This window comes from Falsibacillus pallidus (assembly GCF_003350505.1).
GTDB classification, from domain to species: Bacteria; Bacillota; Bacilli; order Bacillales; family DSM-25281; genus Falsibacillus; species Falsibacillus pallidus.
This window is the reverse complement of sequence record NZ_QQAY01000003.1, coordinates 407,799-427,087: the sequence shown is the minus strand read 5'-3', so window position 1 is coordinate 427,087 and position 19,289 is coordinate 407,799. Positions and strand designations below refer to the sequence as shown.

The window sequence follows — 19,289 nt, the reverse complement described above, 5'->3', positions numbered from 1 at the left end:
GGATGCCCCCTTATTTTTTGATTACTTTTTCTGCAATGGACGTATTGACCAGAGTGCTGTGGTCGATTTGTTTTGGCAGTTCGCCTGCTTCATTCATGATGTTCTGAAGGTTATTCCATTCGTCTTCATCCAGTATCGGATCAGTGGCAAATGATCCTTGTGCCTTATAGCGGTCGACTACTGTTTCAATCAATCCGAGGTCGGTGTTTTCAAAGAATGGGGCGATGACTTTTGCCGTTTCAGCTGCACTGTGGCTGTCTACCCATTGCTGTGCCTTATAGATGGCACGAGTGAATTTTTCAACTGTATCTTTGTTTTTCTTCATATAGCTTTGTTTAGCCATAAACGTGGTATAAGGAACGTGGCCTGATTCTTTACCAAATGAAGCAACAATGTGCCCTTTACCTTCTTTTTCAAAAATGGAGGCAGTAGGTTCGAATAATTGGACGAAATCGCCTGTTCCGGAAGCAAAGGCATTTGCGACATTGGCAAAATCAATGTTTTGAATCAGGTTAAGGTCTTTATGAGGATCGATTCCATGATTCTTGAGAACGAATTCCCCGACCATCTGGGGCATTCCGCCTTTTCTTTGCCCCAGGAACGTAGTCCCCTTAAGCATATCCCAGTTGAAATTATCGATTTTATCGCGGGAAACAAGGAAAGTTCCATCTGTCTGTGTCAACTGGGCGAAGTTGATGACCGGATCACTGGAGCCTTGAGCATAAACGTAGATACTTGTTTCAGATCCAACCAATGCAACATCAGCACCGTTTGAAATGAGAGCTGTCATCGTTTTATCTCCACCAGGGGTCGTGGTCAGGGTTACATCCAATCCCTCGTCTTTAAAAAATCCTTTTTCGATGGCCACATATTGTGGAGCATAGAAGATGGAGCGCGTCACTTCTGCAATTCGGACTTTCTTAAGTGATTCTTTTTTATCACTGCAGCCTGCAATAGAGAAAACCAACATGGCTGAAAGCAAAATGGTGAGGCCTATTTTGATTTTCTTCCTCATAAATAAATCCCCCTTATGTTCTGGCTGGGCCAGACATCATGATACATGCCTATAAAGCAAGATACGATATCGTATGAAACTTGCAAAAATGTGTGAATGCCTATAAAAAATAATTCGAAAGGAGGAGACGCAGAGAATGGTGGAATCATTGAAACTCATAAGCAAGTGGAAATTTCCTTCCCCAAATCCGAAGGTCCGCCTCTATATGGTTGAGTACTTTTCTTCAGGCTTAAGGGTAAAAGGCTTGATGGCAGAACCAGATGACGAAAAACAGTACGAGGGATTCCTTTATCTACGCGGAGGCATCAAGCGTGTCGGCATGGTGAGGCCGGCAAGGATCGCCCAGTTTGCATCTGAAGGGTTCATTGTGTTCGCACCCTATTATCGAGGAAATGAAGGCGGAGAAGGAAATGAAGACTTTGCAGGCGATGATAGGGAAGATGCCTTTTCTGCATTTGATTTGTTAAAGGATTACCCGCGTCTCAAGGATGGGAGAATTCATGTTTTCGGATTCTCCAGGGGAGGTGTCATGGCACTATTGACAGGGATTCATCGGTCGGAGACTTCATCCATTGTGACATGGGGCGGGGTTTCAGATATGCACTTAACCTATAAAGAAAGAAAAGATCTGCGAAGGATGATGAAACGTGTAATCGGAGGGACACCTAATAAGTTTCCTGAACGATATGATTGGAGGACGCCGATACATGACCTTGAGAATCTTAGGGCCCCGGTTTTGATCATTCATGGTGCGCTGGACAAAAATGTATCGGCGGAGCATGCAAAACGTTTGGAAAAACAATTAAAAAAGCTGGGTAAATCCCATGAAACATGGTATTTTAATGAATATACACATTATTTTCCGCCGAGTGTCAATCGGCAAGTAGTTCAAAAATTGACCTCATGGATGAAAAGCCAATCCCGTTCTTCATAAAGTCAAAATCTGTTGGAAAAGGAGAATGAATCATTATGGGGATGCCATTAGAATTCAATACGATGATCGTTACAAAAGGAAATGAAAAAAGGCTGGAGGAAAACATGTTTTCCTTGGTAAAGGATGGGTACAGGATCTATCCGCTCGATATCCCGATTGAAGTAAAGCGCACGAAAGATGGGGAGAGCACCGGGATCGCAGTGATCCAAAAACTTGAAATGCAAGATGACAAAACGATGATCGTTTATCAACTCATTTCGTTATACACTACTAATTAAATTACATAAAAATAGTTGAGCTGGCTGATTGAGTACTTAAAAGGCTGGTGCGAAGAAAAAGACATTGCCTGCTTCGTGCGGGAGCGTCTTTTTTGTGCTTTTTAATATTTTTGGGGCAGTTTAGATTCCAATAATAGGAAAGTTGAGCGGTTGAGTCAAAAAGTTGCGGGGTTAACCGGAAAAGTGCGGCGGTTACGCCCGAAAGTTGCGGGGTAAATTGGAAAAGTTGAGCGGTCAACGCCAAAAGTACGGAGCAAATGCCGCCCAATCGCCGCGCCGCCATGAAAATCCATCGATACCCGCCAAATAAAAAAAGAGCAGCCAATTGCCGGCTGCTCTCTTTCTGTTTATTTCAGCGGTCCGCCCAATTCTGCAATTTCTTCTTTGACATTGGCGAACTTTTTGAAGTTTTCCTGAAATTTGCTGCTTAGTTCTTGTGCTTTCTTCTTGTAGGCTTCTTGATCCAGCCATGTTTTGTTCGGTTGAAGGACATCATCCGGAACACCAGGAACATGAATTGGAACGGACAATCCGAAAATATCATCCTTAACCGTCTCTACGTTTGTCAATTCACCTTCAAGGGCTGCCTGTACCATTGCGCGTGTATAGCTTAGTTTCATCCGGCTTCCTACACCGTACTCACCGCCGGTCCATCCTGTATTCACCAAGAAGACCTGGACGTTATGCTCGCTGATTTTTTTGCCAAGCATTTCCGCATATTTCGTTGCTGGAAGCGGAAGGAATGGCGAACCAAAGCATGTTGAGAATGTAGCTTGCGGAGATGTGATTCCGCGTTCTGTGCCGGCAAGCTTTGATGTGTATCCGCTTAAGAAGTGGTACATAGCCTGCTCTTTTGTTAATCTGCTGATAGGAGGCAGCACTCCGAATGCATCTGCCGTCAAGAAAATGATTGTGTTGGGATGACCGGCAATGCTAGGCTCTACAATGTTATCTATGGCTTGCAGCGGATAGGCTGCACGAGTGTTTTCTGTAAGAGTTGTATCATCATAGTCTGCCACTCTTGATTTTGGATCAAGCATGACGTTTTCTAAAACCGATCCGAAGCGGATGGCATTAAAGATCTGTGGTTCTTTCTCTTCGGAAAGGTTGATGCACTTGGCATAGCATCCGCCTTCGATATTGAATACTCCGTTTGAAGACCAGCCGTGCTCATCATCACCGATTAAGCGGCGGTTCGGATCTGCAGACAAAGTGGTTTTCCCTGTTCCGGAAAGACCGAAGAAAAGTGCTACGTCGCCTTCCAGCCCTACGTTTGCAGAACAGTGCATAGGAAGGATGTCTTTTTCAGGAAGCATATAGTTCATGACGGAGAAAATGGATTTTTTCATTTCTCCAGCATATTCTGTACCACCGATCAAGACTGTACGGCGTTCGAATGAGACGATGATGAATGTCTCTGAATTGGTGCCATCCACTTTTGGATCAGCAAGGAAGGTAGGAGCAGAAATCACAGAGAATTCTGCTTCGTGGCTGCGAGCCTCTTCCTCAGTAGGACGGATGAAAAGCTGATGCACAAATAGGTTGTGCCATGCATATTCATTAACCACCCTGATTGGCATGCGGGATTTTGAATCAGCTCCTGCAAAGCCGTTGAAGACAAAAATTTCATCTTTTTCTTTCAAGTGATCAATAACTTTATTATATAAACGATCGAATGCTTCTGAAGAAATCGGGGTATTTACACTGCCCCAGTCAATTTTATCGCGTGTGGAAGGTTCATCAACGATAAACTTATCTTTAGGGGATCTCCCTGTATATTTTCCTGTTTCTGCCCGGACTGCACCAGAGGAAGTCAGTACACCTTCTTTACGGTTCAGGACTTTTTCCACGAGCTGTGGAACAGATAGCTGCATTTGAATGTTATGACCGTTTAAAAGTTCTAATAATTTATTTGAGATGCTTACTGAACTCATACAGTATTAACCTTCCTTTATCAAATTATTTTAAGTAAACGTTTTCTTTCTCGAGAATTAGTATAACACATTTATCGCATTAATCTATACTATTGGTGTCCAATTTTTTTGATTGTTTTTGTTTTGTAACAATTCTTGAATTATATGTAAAAGATCAAGAGAGTCTCTTCTGGCGGTTGATATATATAGGAAGTAACGCCAAAGAATTTGCTATCTTTCTATCAAAAAAATGTTAGAAAAGGACAATCCTTATTTTAAGGGATTGTTTGAAATATTCCAAGCTTCTTTCTTCCATTAAATTCTTAAATAAATATTGCGAAAGTTATTGACGCTAAAGGTGCAGTACGTTATGATTTTACCTTGAACGGATACTCTTATCCTGAGCTGGTGGAGGGACAGACCCTATGAAACCCAGCAACCTGCTCAACTGAAAACAACTTTGTTTTTTGAGAAAAGGTGCTAAACTGACGCAAGGTGCAACCTTGAACGATAAGGGTGAAAGGCTCGATGATGCAATCAAAACCTTTCCTCACATTATACAAAGGGAAGGTTTTTCTTTTTGTGTAAAAACATATCGCGTCTTAGCTTACATGATATGACATGTTGATCATGATAATGTATCAACGTTTATTTCATACTACTAAGGGAAATGAGTACCGTGAAACGAACTTAAGCAGAAAAAGGATCGTTTCAGCCGGATGCGGTAAGCAAAAGGCTCCTCGCTCTGCACATTAATAAGGAGGAACATTGATGTCAACAAAACGCCGTTTATTTACATCTGAATCTGTTACTGAAGGTCATCCGGATAAAATCTGCGACCAAATTTCAGATTCCATTCTTGATGCAATCATTGCAAAAGATGCCAATGCTCGTGTAGCATGTGAAACTTCAGTGACAACTGGACTTGTCCTTGTCGCAGGGGAAATTACAACAAGTACGTATGTGGATATTCCGAAAATCGTTCGGGAAACCATTGCCAATATCGGATATACTCGTGCAAAATATGGCTTTGATGCTGAAACATGTGCAGTATTGACCTCCATTGATGAGCAGTCTGCGGACATCGCTATGGGTGTAGACCAGGCATTGGAAGCACGTGAAGGCCAAATGTCCGATGAGGAAATCGATGCAATCGGAGCAGGGGACCAAGGTCTTATGTTCGGATTTGCCTGCAACGAAACGAAAGAATTAATGCCATTGCCAATCTCTTTGGCTCATAAATTATCCCGCCGTTTGACTGAAGTTCGTAAAGAAGAGATCCTTCCTTACCTTCGTCCGGATGGAAAAACTCAAGTAACTGTGGAATATGATGAAAACGATAAGCCTGTCCGTATCGACACAATCGTTATTTCCACTCAGCACCACCCTGAAGCTACACTTGAGCAAATCAAGCGCAACTTGAAAGAATACGTCATCGATCCAGTTGTTCCAAAAGAATTGATCGATGAAGAAACAAAATACTTCATCAACCCTACTGGCCGTTTCGTAATCGGAGGACCTCAAGGGGATGCAGGATTGACTGGCCGCAAAATCATCGTTGATACTTACGGCGGATATGCTCGCCACGGCGGTGGTGCATTCTCTGGTAAAGATGCGACTAAAGTTGACCGTTCTGCTGCATACGCTGCTCGCTACGTTGCGAAAAACATCGTCGCTGCAGGATTGGCAGATAAAGTTGAAGTTCAGCTTGCATACGCTATCGGTGTAGCACAGCCAGTATCAATCTCTGTTGATACATTTGGTACAGGAAAAGTTTCGGAAGATGTATTGGTTGATGTAATCCGTGATAACTTTGACCTTCGTCCTGCTGGAATCATCAAGATGCTTGATCTTCGCCGTCCTATCTACAAGCAGACAGCTGCATACGGACACTTCGGACGCAATGATCTTGATCTTCCTTGGGAAAGAACAGATAAAGCTGAAGCATTGAAAACTCAAGCATTAAGCTAATAGAAACTCAGAGAATAAAAAGTGGAGCTGCTAATAATGCAGCTCCCTTTCTTGTATTTCAGTATATATTGAAGGGCTGAAATGATCTCAAACTTCACTGATGAAAGTACTAATATTTCCAGTGTGAAATTTGAGGATTTGAAACTGCATTTTTAGGGAAAAAGTGATACTATAGGATAGTATGATTTCAGGCATAACGTGTCTTTTGACGGTTGTCTGGACATGATTCAGTTTTGTATGATGGAATTTGTTATAAAAAAACCTTATTGGAGTAGGTGCTACATAATGTGCGGATTTATTGGATGTGTACATGATCGAGCTGTCGAGCTAAGTGAAAAAGATCAGCAGCTTTTTAAAAATATGAATAATATTATTACCCACCGTGGTCCGGATGACGACGGATACTTTGCGGACGGACATATACAGTTCGGATTCCGCCGCTTAAGCATCATCGACTTAGAAGCTGGACATCAGCCTCTTACTTATGAAAATGAGCGCTATTGGATCATCTTTAATGGTGAAATTTATAATTACGTAGAACTTCGCGAAGAGCTTTTGAACAAGGGTCTTACATTCCAGACTTCTTCGGATACAGAAGTCATCATTGCTTTATACAGCCATATGAAAGAAAAGGCAGTGGAAAAACTGCGCGGTATGTTTGCTTTTGTCATCTGGGACAAAGAAGAACAAGTATTATTTGGCGCCAGGGACCATTTCGGCATCAAGCCATTCTTCTATAAAGAAGATGGAAACCGTACGTTCTTTGGCTCAGAGAAGAAGAGCATCCTTTTAGCAATGGATGAGGATGTACTTGACTACGATTCTGTCCAGCATTATATGACATATCAATATGTCCCTGAACCAAAAACGATGACTAAAGGAATCCAAAAGCTTGAGCCGGGTCATTATTTCACGAAAAAAATCGGCCAGCCAATGGATATCAAGCGCTACTGGAAAGCCGCATTTCACCCGGTCTCAAAGCCTGAAAATGAATTTATTAAAGAAATCAAGGATGTTCTATTCGATTCTGTCAATATGCATATGCGAAGCGATGTGCCTGTAGGCTCCTTCCTTTCCGGAGGGATTGATTCATCCATCATCGCCTCTATCGCAAAGGAACACCACCCAAATATCAAGACATTCTCTGTCGGATTCGAACGCAATGGCTTCAGTGAAATCGATGTTGCCAAAGAGACAGCCGACAAGCTTGGTGTTGAAAATATCAGCTATGTGATCACACCGGAAGAATACATGAAGGAACTCCCTAAAATCATGTGGCATATGGATGATCCTTTGGCAGATCCTGCGTGTGTGCCATTGTATTTCGTTGCCCGCGAAGCAAGGAAGCATGTAACGGTCGTCTTATCAGGCGAAGGCGCGGATGAATTATTCGGGGGCTATAATATCTATCGCGAGCCTCAATCGCTCGAAGTATTCAATAAGATTCCTGATGCGGGTAAAGCAATGCTCCGTTCATTGGCAAAAATCCTTCCGGAAGGCGTAAGGGGCAAAAGCTTTATCGAGCGCGGCGTCACCCCAATGGAAGAACGCTACATCGGAAATGCAAAAATGTTCTCCGAAGAAGAAAAACGCGAATTATTGCCTAAGTATAGAACAGGACTGGATTATACCAGTATCACAAAACCTTTATACTCCGAAACATTCGGATATGACCCGGTTGATAGAATGCAATATATCGATATCCATACTTGGATGAGAGGGGATATCCTCTTAAAAGCGGATAAAATGACTATGGCGAACTCTCTGGAATTGCGTGTGCCATTCCTGGATAAGAATGTGTTCGATGTCGCTTCTAAAATTCCGACAAGCTTAAAAACAGCGAATGGAACAACAAAGTATATCCTTCGTAAAGCAGCCGAGGGTGTTGTACCTGACCATGTCCTTACAAGGAAGAAGCTTGGATTCCCTGTACCGATCCGCCATTGGCTGAAAGATGAAATGAACGAGTGGGCGAAAAACATCATCCGCGAAAGCGAAACGGATCATATCATCAATAAGCAAGTGGTTTTGAACCTGCTTGAAGAGCATTGCCAAGGAAAAGCAGACAACAGCAGAAAAATCTGGACAGTCCTTGTCTTCATGATCTGGCATGCTGTATATAAAGAAAACAAGTACGACTTTCAAAACGAATATAAAATAAAAAAAGCAGAAACTGTACAACCTTAATTGAGTAGTAAGGAAGCCGTTTAACTGCAATTGCACCCAGGTTCGGAGGAATTCCTTCCTGGGTGCTTTTATTTTATCTATTTTTGGGTTTTTGAAATTGACTTATAATACTGTCCTTTTTCAGCGTACTCCCTTGAAATCCGCTCCATTTCACTGACGTCATGCTCATTTAGTTCTCTAATCACTTTTGCGGGTCTTCCGAATGCCAGCGTATTAGGAGGAATGACTTTCCCTTGGGGAATGAGGCTTCCTGCGCCGATAAATGCACCTTCCCCTATTTCAGCATTATCAAGGATGATGGAGCCCATGCCAATAAGGGCCTTTTTTCGGATTTTACAGCTATGCAAAATAACTTGATGCCCGATCGTCACTTCATCCTCCAGGATCAAGGGATTCCCTGGGCTTTGGTGAAGGACGGAATTATCCTGGATATTTACTTTATTACCGATGATGGTAGGAGCGACATCACCCCGAATGACTGTATTGAACCAGATGCTTGAGTATTCCCCTATTTGCACATCGCCAGTTACAGTAGCAAAGTCGGCGATGTATGCCGTATCTGCAATGACGGGGGATTTGTCTTTGTAAGGATAAATCATGAGTAAGCTTCCTTTCTGAATGGGATATTAATATTAACCAAATTCTATCGGAAAAGCAGGAACTTGTGTAATTTTTTTCTTTTGGGAATATAATTTTTATAATCTACGCGGGTTTAGTATAATCATAAGAAGATACAAAGGAGGAAGGAACATGTGGAAATGGGAAGCAGAAGGTTCCGCTAAGGCAGTGATCGTCATTGTCCATGGAGCGATGGAGCATCATGGACGCTATGGATGGCTGATTGAAATGTGGCGTTCTTCAGGTTATCACGTGGTGATGGGAGACTTGCCGGGCCAGGGAATGACATCTAGATCCCAGCGAGGGCATATCGATTCCTTTGATGATTATATTATTGAGGTCAAAGATTGGATCCAGGCAGCCTATCAATTCGATCTGCCTGTATTTTTGCTTGGACACAGCATGGGCGGCTTGATTGCGATAAGGGCCATCCAGGAGCATAAACTTAATCTTGCGGGTGTCATCCTTTCATCCCCATGTGTTGGGCTTGTCAAATATCCGCCGAAGATTGTCGGCATGATTTCCTATGGGCTGAATGCCCTTATGCCTACGGTTAAATTCCCAAGCGGATTAACCATTGATATGGCGACCAGGAATGAGGAAGTAAGGGAGATCGATGTGAACGATACCCTTTATGTCACAAAAGTTTCAGTCAGGTGGTACAGGGAGCTTGTACACGCGATGAAGCTTGCGTTCGCTAATATGTCAAAAATTCCTGACCTGCCCCTTTTGGTTATGCAGGCAGGAGATGATAAAATAGTCAATAAGACTGTCGTGAAAGATTGGTTCAATCAAGTTCCTATGTCCGAGAAGCATTTTAAGGAATGGACCAAATGCTATCATGAAATTTATAACGAACCAGAGAGAGAAGAAGTTTTTGCTTATTCAAAAAGCTTCATCGATAATCGTCTACGCTCTTTGGGCTATGTAGTGGAATGAGGTGAAATCATGTCAATTCCTTCTCAGCCTTTTTCATTGATGAATCAGGTATACCGAAAAGTTTTTCCGATTGTTCACAGGGAACTTGCCATCTGGAAGGATAAGGCGGAAGCCATACCAAATACAGAATTGCGAAATCAGGCGCTTGCCAGCATTGAACATAAAACCTTTCATTGTGAAGGCGGATCAATCATGGCTTTGCTTGCCATGCAAGAAAGAGAAAAAGCGATCAAATTCATCGTGGCTTATCAAACCATCAGCGACTACCTGGACAATTTATGTGACCGAAGCACATCATTGGACCCGGATGATTTTGCAGCCCTTCATGAATCCATGAGGGATGCCTTGACGGTGGGAGAACCCGTGAAAAATTACTACAGGCTTCGTCAAGACCAGGATGATAATGGGTACTTGGCATCCTTGGTGAGGACCTGCCAGGATGTATTAAGTGAGATCAGCCCATATGCTGATATAAAAAAATATCTTCTAGAACTTTGCCAATACTACTGTGATCTGCAGATACATAAACATGTGAGGGTCGAAGAACGTGAAGGCCGTCTGCAAAAATGGTTTGACGGATACAAGAGCCAGCTTCCGGATATGGGCTGGCACGAATTTTCAGCTTGTTCAGGATCGACTCTGGGGATTTTTTGCTTAGTTTCATATGCTCTAAGAAGCGATTTTCAGACAGAGTATGCTGAGATCATCCGAAATGGCTATTTTCCTTATATTCAAGGACTGCACATTCTGCTTGATTATTTTATCGATCAGGAGGAAGACCGCGATGGAGGAGACCTTAATTTCTGTTTTTACTACGAAAATGATGAAAAATTGCTGGAACGCTTGAAGCATTTTGTGGCGCAGGCGGATAAATATACCGAGAAGCTGCCGCATCAGAAATTTCACAAGCTCATCAATCGCGGATTGCTCGGTGTCTATCTATCCGATGACAAAGTCCATGAGCAGAAGCATATTCAGACAATTGCCAAGAAAATCATGAAAGCCGGGGGAGCGATCAGCTACTTTTTCTATTGGAATGGCCGGATGTATCGTAAAGTTCAAAAGGCGATCCCGGCAGGTCTGGCAAAAACATTAGCGAAATAATTAGATTTGATAGAAGAGAGGCATCTTTTGGATGCCTCTCTTTTCTTTTGGTTCTTTTGTCTTATTTTGTAAAAAAGAGGTAGTCCATTTGCATCATTTCTTATCTGAATAGGTGGATTTTTCTGAATTATGCATTAATATCTAACATATAAACAAATATTTACACTTAAGGGGGAAGAAAGTTTGAAAGCAAAAAAAGTTCTTTCAATGGCCATGGTGGCAGCCCTAAGTCTAGGGGCATTCGCGCTGCCAGGCAGCAGCTACGGCAAGCAGGCAGAGGTTAAGACGGCAGCAGCACAATCAGCCAGCTCAGATTATTCAAATGGCGGTCCGGTGGATTTGGCGGTTGCCAATCAGGACAAGCTGATTGAAATGCTGAAAAAGGATGGAGTCATTTCCAAAAATGCTACAGCTGAAGAAGCTGAAAAGGCAGTGAATAAATTTCTTCAGAAGAAAGCAAAGAGTGTACAGCTGAATGGAACGACAGACGGTGAATTGAAAAAAGACCAAGAAAAAGTGAAAGATAAAGCAAAAGAAAACTTGAAGAAACATAAAGGGATCACCCAGGGAAAAGGAACTAAAAAAGGGCACACAAAAGACAAAGTGGATAATGTGAAAGAAGAAAAATTCAACGGCTCCGAACGCAAGGATAAAGTCCTCGTGCTTATGGTCGAGTATCCTGATTTCCCGCATAATAACATTGGGCCGGATGAATCTGATATGTATTATAAGGATTACACACAACAGCATTATCAGGATATGATTTTCGGAGATGATGGCTATACAGGTCCAGACGGACAAAAATTCATCTCTGTCAAACAATTTTATGAACAGCAGTCAGGGGGAAGCTATACTATCGACGGCCAGGTAGGCGGATGGTATATGGCACAGCATCCTGCAGCCTACTATGGCGGCAATGGTGCAAGCGGAAGTGATGCCAATGCAAGGGGTCTCGTCAAAGAAGCACTTGCTGCAGCAGCAAAGGATCCAAATGTCAACTTGGCTGACTACGATCAGGAAGACCGCTACGATCTTGATGGCGACGGCAACCTTCGCGAACCGGATGGACTTGTTGACCATCTAATGGTGATCCACTCTTCTGTCGGGGAAGAAGCAGGAGGCGGACAGTTGGGTGAAGATGCAATCTGGTCTCATCGCTGGAATTTAGGAAATCCATCTCCAATTGAAGGCACAACAGCAAATGTTCCATACTGGGGCGGTTCAATGGCAGCCTATGATTATACGATTGAACCTGCTGATGGAGCAGCCGGAGTATTTGCACACGAATACGGACATGATTTAGGTCTGCCGGATGAGTATGATACTCAATACACTGGTGCAGGTGAAGCAATCGGCTACTGGTCCATCATGGCAAGCGGAAGCTGGTCAGGTGATGTCCCTGGTACAGAGCCTTCCGGATTCAGTGCATGGTCCAAGGAATTCCTTCAAGCAGCTCACGGCGGCAACTGGCTGAAAGCTGCAGAGGTAAATCTAGAAGATCTCGATAAAAATGGCATGGAAGCTTTATTGGATCAAGCGAATACAAAAGGAACAAATCTGGATGCATTGAGAGTAAATCTTCCGAAGAAAGAAACGGTTGTCAACACTCCATATAGTGGAGACAATGAATATTTCAGCGGAAGCGGCAATAACCTTGATAATTCATTGACATTTGATCTTGATTTAACAAATGGAACATCTGCAGCCTTGAACTTCAAAACATGGTACCAAATCGAAAAAGATTGGGACTACGCTTCAGTTCAGGTAAGAGAGAAGGGTACTAAGGATTGGGCTACAGTAGCTGGAAACATTACAACTACTGCTGATCCAAACGGACAAAACCCAGGCGAAGGAATTACAGGAAGTTCAGACGGCTGGGTGGATGCTCAGTTTGATTTAAGCGCTTTTGCAGGCAAGAATATGGAAGTCAAATTAAATTATTTGACGGACGTTGCTGCCGCTGAGCCAGGATTCTATGTGGACGATTTATCTGCAACTGTAGATGGACAAGTCGTATTAGCCGATAATGCTGATGGCGACCAAGCTGTTGCATTAGATGGATTCGCAAAGAATAACGGAATCAAATTAACAGACCACTATTACTTGCTTGAGTGGAGAAACCACCAAGGCGTAGATACTGGCCTTGCTCATCTTCGCCGAGGCAACAGCCTTATGGAATATGATCCAGGACTCGTTGTATGGTATGTGGATGAAAATTATGATGACAACTGGACAGGCGTCCATCCAGGAGATGGATTCCTTGGAGTAGTCGATGCAGATCAGCATGCGCTGAGCTGGAGCGATAAAACAGTTGCATCAACACGCTACCAAATCCATGATGCTGCATTCAATATCAGCAAAGCAGATAAAATGTTCTTGGATTATACCGATCTTTTAGGAATTACAATGAAAGATAATCAAACAAAAGAAAATCCGTTGTTTGATGACAGTAATAATTATTCCAACAAAGCACTTCCAGACGCTGGACGCAACGTACCGGATTATGGCTTGAAAATCCGCGTTGTTGGCGAAAGCTCAGACCAGTCAGTTGGTAAAGTATTGATCTACAAATAAGAGTTGATAAAAAGATGGCAGGGGAATCCTGTCATCTTTTTCTTGTTAGAGGCAGTTTATTGGACATTAACTTTCCTGCACAAGATAATTATAAGTGTATATACAACTTGAGGAGTTGAAATAAATGTCCATCAAATTAAGCATCCTTGATCAATCCCCGGTATCAGAGGGAATGACTGCTGAGGAAGCGTTAAAAAATACAGTAAAGCTGGCGCAGCATGCAGAAAATTTAGGCTATGAGCGATTTTGGGTATCTGAACACCACGATACACGGACGCTTGCGGGATCTAGTCCTGAAGTGCTCATTTCACATATTGCTGCCAAAACAGAAAAGATTCGGGTAGGTTCCGGTGGAGTGATGCTGCCCCATTACAGCGCATATAAAGTAGCTGAGAACTTCCGGGTCTTGGAAGGTCTATCCCCGAACCGGATCGACTTGGGGCTGGGCAGAGCTCCTGGGGGCATGCCGAGGGCTTCGATTGCCCTTCAGGATGGGAATTACCGTGACATTGACCGATATCCAGAGCAAATAGATGATTTGCTCCATTACCTGAACGATTCCCATCCTGCGGATAGCCGTCTCCACGGTTTGAAAGCAAGTCCGCTTATTCAAACTGTTCCTGATGTATGGCTTTTAGGTTCAAGTGCATCCAGCGCAAGACTTGCTGCTGCGAAGGGGCTTCCCTATACATTTGCCCAATTCATCAATGGGGAAGGCGGGGAAAACTATACAAGGATCTACCGCGATAACTTTAAACCATCCAATCATTTGAAGGAACCGAAGAATATGGTTGCCGTATTTGCCATTTGCGGGGAAACACAACTGGAAGCAGAAAGAATGGCTTCAAGCCTGGATCTTTCACTTTTGATGATTGAACAAGGCATGTCATCAACCGGGACACCGAGCCCTGAGAAAGCGGCAGCTTATCAATACAGCCCATATGAACTAGCAAGGATCAAAGAAAATCGGAGAAGGATGATTGTCGGTACTCCTGAAGAAATGAAGAGAAAACTGGAAGAAATAAGTGCTGCCTACGGAACAGATCAAATCATGGTCGTTTCCATCATGTACAGCTTCGAAGACAAAATGAAGTCGTTCCGGTTAATTTCAGAAGCAGTAAACAGCTGACACAAAAAGACACAAGGCTTGGAGATAATCCCTATGCCTTGTGTCTTTTTACCTTTTTTCTATCGCGATGATGAATGGTGGATTATTCTGCTGGTTGAGAAACTTATATTCCAGCACATGTACGTCATTTTGATCCAGCTCTTTGACATATCGCAAAAGGTAGTCGCGTTCAACAGCACCTTCCCGATGTCCGTGATAGATGACTAATACAATGATTCCTTCAGGCTTTAACATGCTGATCAGCTGATCAATGGCGCTGATAGTTGTTCGCGGTCTTGTAACGATAGTCTTATCTCCGCCTGGAAGATAGCCTAAGTTAAAGACTGCACCTGCAATCCTGCCATGGTGGACAGGGGGAAGGGAATTCATCACGTGTTCATGCCCTTTTTGGAATAATGTCACACGATGCACAAGCTGGTGCTCCTCAAGTTTTTCCCTTGTAGCGAGAATGGCACTCTCTTGAACATCAAATCCATATACTCTGCCGTTCTCCCCCACTAATTGGGATAAAAATAATGTATCATGTCCATTGCCGATAGTGGCATCAACGGCAATATCTCCTTCAGCCACAGCCTGCTGCAGCAAAGCTCTGGCAAATGGAAGGACCCTTTCTAATTTCATGATCTCAGCTCCATTGTTCTTTCTTTATAAAATTTTCCTTGCCAGCTGTCCCGCTTTTTAAGTTCAGCATCAATGGCATTTAATACTGACCATTTATTGACGCTCCACATTGGTCCGATCATCAAATCGATCGGACCGTCCCCTGTGATCCGATGAACGATCATTTCAGGCGGCAAAATCTCCAGCTGGTCAACGACAAGGCTGACATAATCGTCAAATGACAGGAATTGAAGCATTCCTTTCTCATATTGTTTGACCATAGGAGTCCCCTTAAGGAGATGAAGAAGATGGATCTTGATTCCCTGTACATCCAATTGGGAAACCGCTCGGGCTGTTTCCATCATCATTTCATTATCCTCTTCCGGAAGACCGTTGATAATATGTGAACAAACACGTATGCCATGTTTACGCAGTTTCTCGACCCCTTCCTTATAGCAGGCAAAATCATGGGCCCTGTTGATTAATTCTGCCGTCTTTTCATGGACTGTCTGAAGTCCGAGCTCCACCCAAAGATAGGTCCGTTCATTCAACTCAGCCAAGTATTCGACAACATCATCCGGCAGGCAGTCAGGTCTTGTTGCAATAGAAATTCCCACAACATCCTCCTGCTGTAGTACTGTCTCATATTTTTCACGAAGAACATCGACAGGGGCATGGGTATTGGTGAAAGCTTGAAAGTAAGCCATATACTTTCCGTCCTTCCACTTCTGATGCATACGTCCTTTAATGTCCAAAAATTGCTTTTCTAAGGAATCTGCCCGATTTCCGGCAAAATCCCCAGAGCCTGCAGCACTGCAGAATGTACAGCCGCCGTGGGCAACGGTGCCATCCCGGTTTGGGCAGTCAAAGCCGCCATCCAGGGCCACTTTGAATACCTTATGCCCAAAATGGCTGCGTAAATGAAAATTCCATGTATGGTATCGTTTATCATCGCTTGCATATATAAAAGGGTTCGTCTGATTCAACTCAGGCAACCTCCCGACTTATGAATTCATAAAAGAAATTTTACCATGTAGGCTTGATGAATCCAATGAGATTCCGTATGACACTCATTTCCATCATAGCAGAGGTTGAAATGAACACAATAATCTTAGGAGCAAATTGCTTCTAAAGTCATAAAGAGGGGGGACCAATATGACCACAAGAGACTCAATGGATCAATTTATGCAGCAGTGCGAGGATACGATCCGAAATGCGCAGGAACACATGGTTTCCGGAAGTAAACAAGGCCACTATCACGATGTGGAATATTCAGAAGCAATGGGGCAGCTGGAGTCTGCATACAATGAATTGACTCATTTGGCTCAAAGTGCAAATGCCCAGCAGCGGGAAATGCTCCACAGAAAGAGGCTTCAGCTACAGCAGCTGCAAAATCAAATGATTCTCTTGAATCATGACCGTTAATGGGAGGCATTTATGAAGAAAAAATCAAAGCGAAATAATCCGGAACAAAAGACCCGTAATGGAGTCAACAATCAGGATGTAGAGTTAGGGAAAGATTACGATCCTGTGAAAGAATCAAAAAAACGGTATGAAAAAAAGGGACAGCCTATAAAATCCAAACAGCACATCGAAAATCCGGACTGACCCATAACATTTGCCTGCGGAATCATTCTGCAGGTTTTTTTTGTTTATTCAGCCGGCTATCTATAGGGGGCTGGTGTGCGGTGGGGCTTGATATTGCGATTTGCTCTGCACTTTTAGCGTTAACCGCTGAACTCGGGCGATTTACCCCGCAACTTTCGGGCGCAACCGCCGCACTTTTCAGGTTAACCCCGCAACTTTCAGGCTTAACCGCTCAACTTTCCTTTTATTGGGGTTATGGTCCAGGTTTTTAAGCGAATTTTTGCCAAAGGCATATGAAATGGACGGCATGATCTGCCGACTCCGTCCATTTGCTGCCTCAAGTGCGAGATTTGCAACCTCCCGCAGGATTTGCTCCGTACTTTTTGAGTTGACCGCCGCACTTTTCCGATTTACCCCGCAACTTTCGGGCGCAACCGCCGCACTTTTCAGGTTAACCCCGCAACTTTCAGGCTTAACCGCTCAACTTTCCTTTTATTGGGGTTAAAGTAGAGGCTTTAGCATGCGTTTTTGCGGCATGCATTCGAAAATGACTTCAGGCGCCTCCGCTTTTCTCTTTGTCCAGCTCCAGCGCCTAGCCCCTCGAGTCATAAGCCGTACCTCTACGGAAATCAGGATTTCCTTCGAGTTCCGTCTTATGCTGGTCGGGGCTGACCAAGGCGCCTCCGCTTTTCTCTTTGTCGAAAAAATAATTAGTTTTTCGAAATAAATCTATTGCGCCTTCATGATAAAAGGAATAAAATCGTTCTGGTATTCCAAATTAACAGCCGTTTGGAGGCGCACAAAAATGCCTAAACAACTTTGGTTATTGGTCATCGGGATGATGGTGAATGTCACTGGTTCTTCCTTTCTCTGGCCATTAAATACAATCTATATACATGATCAATTAGGGAAATCCCTTTCCACAGCAGGTCTCGTTCTCATGCTGAACTCTGCTGCCAGCGTCATCGGCAACTTGATGGGCGGCACGATGTTTGATAAAAAAGGCGGATACAGGACCATTCTTGCAGGCTTATCCATTACGATTCTGGCTTTGTTTGGCTTGACGCTGATGCACAGCTGGATTCCATATATCCTGTTCCTTGCATTGGTTGGTTTCGGTTCGGGGATGATTTTCCCTGCGATGTTCGCTATGGGGGGCGCTGTATGGCCTGAAGGTGGCAGAAAGGCATTCAATGCCATATATGTTGCGCAGAATGCAGGGGTGGCGATAGGGTCTGCTCTTGGAGGACTTGTGGCATCCTATTCCTTTAGCTACATATTCATCGCAAATCTTTTGATGTATGGAATCTTTTTAATGATTGCGGTCCTCGGATACCGTAATATTAATGTCGAAGGGATCAGGCAATCTTCCATATTGTCAGAGAACAGCCGAATCAAAAATAAAAATCAATTTAAAGCCCTGCTAATTCTCTGTTCAGGGTATCTGCTATGCTGGATCACCTATGTGCAATGGCAGTCAACGATTGCCTCCTACACACAGCAGCTTCATATTCCATTGAAGTCCTACAGCCTGTTATGGACCATCAATGGTGCACTAATTGTCCTGGGGCAGCCGATTGTAGGCGTGATTGTCAAAAAAGTCCTTCCAAGCACGAAAAAACAAATTATGCTTGGAATTACAATATTTATGGTTTCCTTTGTCGTAGTAGGATTTGCTCATCAATTTTCCGGTTTCTTGATTGCCATGATCATCTTGACCATCGGAGAAATGTTCGTTTGGCCGGCTGTTCCCACTATCGCGAACAAACTGGCTCCTAAAGGGCGGGAAGGCTTTTATCAAGGTGTGGTCAACAGCACTGCTACAGGCGGAAGGATGCTTGGACCTCTCATCGGCGGCATCATGGCGGATGGGTTCGATATGAAAACATTATTCATGGTGCTGATCGGACTCCTGGTCATCGCATTCCTTATAACAACTGTTTTTGACAAAATCTTCAAAGCAGATTCAAATGTTACTAAAGCTGTGGCATCCTAAAAAATAGTAGATTTTCAACAAAAATTTTCCAGTATTTAAAAATTAGGCTTGAAACTGTGAATAAGATTGACTAAAATAGTAAATAAATTATTTAGATATGAAACGTTGAGAAGGAGCAGTAGTGGCTGTACCTGAAGCAAAAGAGAGTTGACGGGTGGTGCAAGTCAACCAGGGACATCATGAACTCGCCTTTGAGTTGCAGGCATGAACGGGTGAAAATCCCTCATAGTGCTTGCCGTTTTCCGCGTTAAGGATGAATGAAGCGAGTGTGTACACTAATTTGGGTGGTACCGCGGGAGTTTATAACCAAACCTCTCGTCCCATATATGAATATGGGATGAGGGGTTTTTTTGTTTGTCCTTCTCCCATGAGTGAGTACAATCACGGCAAAGTACTCGAACTGGCGCGTCCGCTTTTTTATTTTTTTTATATTCCAAGGAGGCA

18 protein-coding genes, 1 riboswitch and 1 other annotated feature are annotated in these 19,289 nt (G+C 43.4%); of the genes, 12 read left to right on the top strand and 6 right to left on the bottom strand.

Annotated elements, in window-relative coordinates; genetic code table 11:
* Positions 1-10: 10 nt before the first annotated feature.
* On the bottom strand, positions 11-1,015 hold the full coding sequence (locus tag DFR59_RS08640; RefSeq protein WP_114745223.1) for an ABC transporter substrate-binding protein: 1,005 nt from the start codon (positions 1,013-1,015) through the stop codon (positions 11-13).
* A 136-nt stretch (positions 1,016-1,151) separates the two neighbouring features.
* Between DFR59_RS08640 and DFR59_RS08635 the strand changes: the two genes are divergently transcribed.
* Together DFR59_RS08635 and DFR59_RS08630 are read left to right on the top strand one after the other, a co-directional pair.
* On the top strand, positions 1,152-1,949 hold the full coding sequence (locus tag DFR59_RS08635) for an alpha/beta hydrolase family protein (RefSeq protein WP_114745222.1): 798 nt from the start codon (positions 1,152-1,154) through the stop codon (positions 1,947-1,949).
* A 35-nt stretch (positions 1,950-1,984) separates the two neighbouring features.
* Positions 1,985-2,227, top strand: a complete 243-nt coding sequence (locus DFR59_RS08630) for a DUF2584 domain-containing protein (protein WP_114745221.1) — start codon at positions 1,985-1,987, stop codon at positions 2,225-2,227.
* A gap of 1 nt (position 2,228) precedes the next feature.
* Here DFR59_RS08630 and DFR59_RS19955 read toward each other — a convergent pair whose 3' ends face one another.
* Both DFR59_RS19955 and pckA read right to left on the bottom strand, forming a co-directional pair.
* Positions 2,229-2,552, bottom strand: a complete 324-nt coding sequence (locus DFR59_RS19955; RefSeq protein WP_147278259.1) for a hypothetical protein — start codon at positions 2,550-2,552, stop codon at positions 2,229-2,231.
* 22 nt (positions 2,553-2,574) lie between these two features.
* A complete protein-coding gene (gene pckA, locus DFR59_RS08625) occupies positions 2,575-4,161 on the bottom strand; it encodes a phosphoenolpyruvate carboxykinase (ATP) (RefSeq protein WP_114745220.1) in 1,587 nt (528 codons plus the stop codon).
* A 371-nt stretch (positions 4,162-4,532) separates the two neighbouring features.
* A riboswitch (SAM riboswitch) is annotated at positions 4,533-4,657 on the top strand.
* Between the two features lie 254 nt (positions 4,658-4,911).
* Here pckA and metK point away from each other — a divergent pair.
* Together metK and asnB are read left to right on the top strand one after the other, a co-directional pair.
* Positions 4,912-6,111 carry a methionine adenosyltransferase gene (gene metK, locus DFR59_RS08620; protein ID WP_114745219.1) on the top strand — a complete coding sequence of 400 codons (1,200 nt, stop codon included), beginning with the start codon at positions 4,912-4,914 and terminating at the stop codon, positions 6,109-6,111.
* Between the two features lie 285 nt (positions 6,112-6,396).
* A complete protein-coding gene (gene asnB / locus DFR59_RS08615) occupies positions 6,397-8,298 on the top strand; it encodes an asparagine synthase (glutamine-hydrolyzing) (RefSeq protein ID WP_114745218.1) in 1,902 nt (633 codons plus the stop codon).
* Between the two features lie 77 nt (positions 8,299-8,375).
* Here the strand turns inward: asnB and DFR59_RS08610 are convergent, their stop codons facing one another.
* A complete protein-coding gene (locus tag DFR59_RS08610) occupies positions 8,376-8,897 on the bottom strand; it encodes a gamma carbonic anhydrase (RefSeq protein ID WP_114745217.1) in 522 nt (173 codons plus the stop codon).
* 151 nt (positions 8,898-9,048) lie between these two features.
* Between DFR59_RS08610 and DFR59_RS08605 the strand changes: the two genes are divergently transcribed.
* The 4 genes from DFR59_RS08605 (at position 9,049) to DFR59_RS08590 (ending at position 14,662) form a co-directional block, all read left to right on the top strand.
* On the top strand, positions 9,049-9,855 hold the full coding sequence (locus tag DFR59_RS08605; protein ID WP_114745216.1) for an alpha/beta hydrolase: 807 nt from the start codon (positions 9,049-9,051) through the stop codon (positions 9,853-9,855).
* 9 nt (positions 9,856-9,864) lie between these two features.
* Complete coding sequence (locus DFR59_RS08600) at positions 9,865-10,959, top strand: tetraprenyl-beta-curcumene synthase family protein (protein WP_114745215.1); 1,095 nt, start codon at positions 9,865-9,867, stop codon at positions 10,957-10,959.
* 183 nt (positions 10,960-11,142) lie between these two features.
* Positions 11,143-13,533, top strand: coding sequence for an immune inhibitor A domain-containing protein (locus tag DFR59_RS08595; RefSeq protein ID WP_158538357.1), 2,391 nt, complete (start codon positions 11,143-11,145; stop codon positions 13,531-13,533).
* A 124-nt stretch (positions 13,534-13,657) separates the two neighbouring features.
* A complete protein-coding gene (locus DFR59_RS08590; protein ID WP_114745214.1) occupies positions 13,658-14,662 on the top strand; it encodes an LLM class flavin-dependent oxidoreductase in 1,005 nt (334 codons plus the stop codon).
* Between the two features lie 48 nt (positions 14,663-14,710).
* On the opposite strand, the gene mnmM is transcribed toward DFR59_RS08590, so the two are convergent.
* Both mnmM and mnmL read right to left on the bottom strand, forming a co-directional pair.
* A complete protein-coding gene (gene mnmM / locus DFR59_RS08585) occupies positions 14,711-15,283 on the bottom strand; it encodes a tRNA 5-(aminomethyl)-2-thiouridylate-methyltransferase MnmM (RefSeq protein WP_114745213.1) in 573 nt (190 codons plus the stop codon).
* Positions 15,280-16,248: a tRNA modification radical SAM protein MnmL/YtqA gene (gene mnmL, locus DFR59_RS08580; RefSeq protein WP_114745212.1), complete on the bottom strand. Its 969-nt coding sequence runs from the start codon at positions 16,246-16,248 to the stop codon at positions 15,280-15,282. Before mnmL ends, mnmM begins: the two co-directional genes overlap by 4 nt.
* Before the next feature lie 169 nt (positions 16,249-16,417).
* Between mnmL and DFR59_RS08575 the strand changes: the two genes are divergently transcribed.
* From DFR59_RS08575 to DFR59_RS08560, 4 genes are all read left to right on the top strand, one after another.
* Positions 16,418-16,687 carry a YtzC family protein gene (locus DFR59_RS08575; protein WP_114745211.1) on the top strand — a complete coding sequence of 90 codons (270 nt, stop codon included), beginning with the start codon at positions 16,418-16,420 and terminating at the stop codon, positions 16,685-16,687.
* Positions 16,688-16,699: 12 nt separating this feature from the next.
* Positions 16,700-16,870, top strand: a complete 171-nt coding sequence (locus DFR59_RS08570) for a glycogen biosynthesis protein GlgD (protein ID WP_114745210.1) — start codon at positions 16,700-16,702, stop codon at positions 16,868-16,870.
* A gap of 80 nt (positions 16,871-16,950) precedes the next feature.
* Positions 16,951-17,121 (top strand): hypothetical protein, encoded by a 171-nt coding sequence (locus tag DFR59_RS20060; RefSeq protein WP_158538356.1) that lies wholly within the window; start codon positions 16,951-16,953, stop codon positions 17,119-17,121.
* A gap of 533 nt (positions 17,122-17,654) precedes the next feature.
* Entirely contained in the window at positions 17,655-18,845 is a 1,191-nt protein-coding gene (locus DFR59_RS08560) for an MDR family MFS transporter (RefSeq protein WP_114745208.1), read from the top strand.
* A gap of 96 nt (positions 18,846-18,941) precedes the next feature.
* Positions 18,942-19,171, top strand: a binding site (T-box leader).
* The last annotated feature ends 118 nt before the right edge of the window (positions 19,172-19,289 follow it).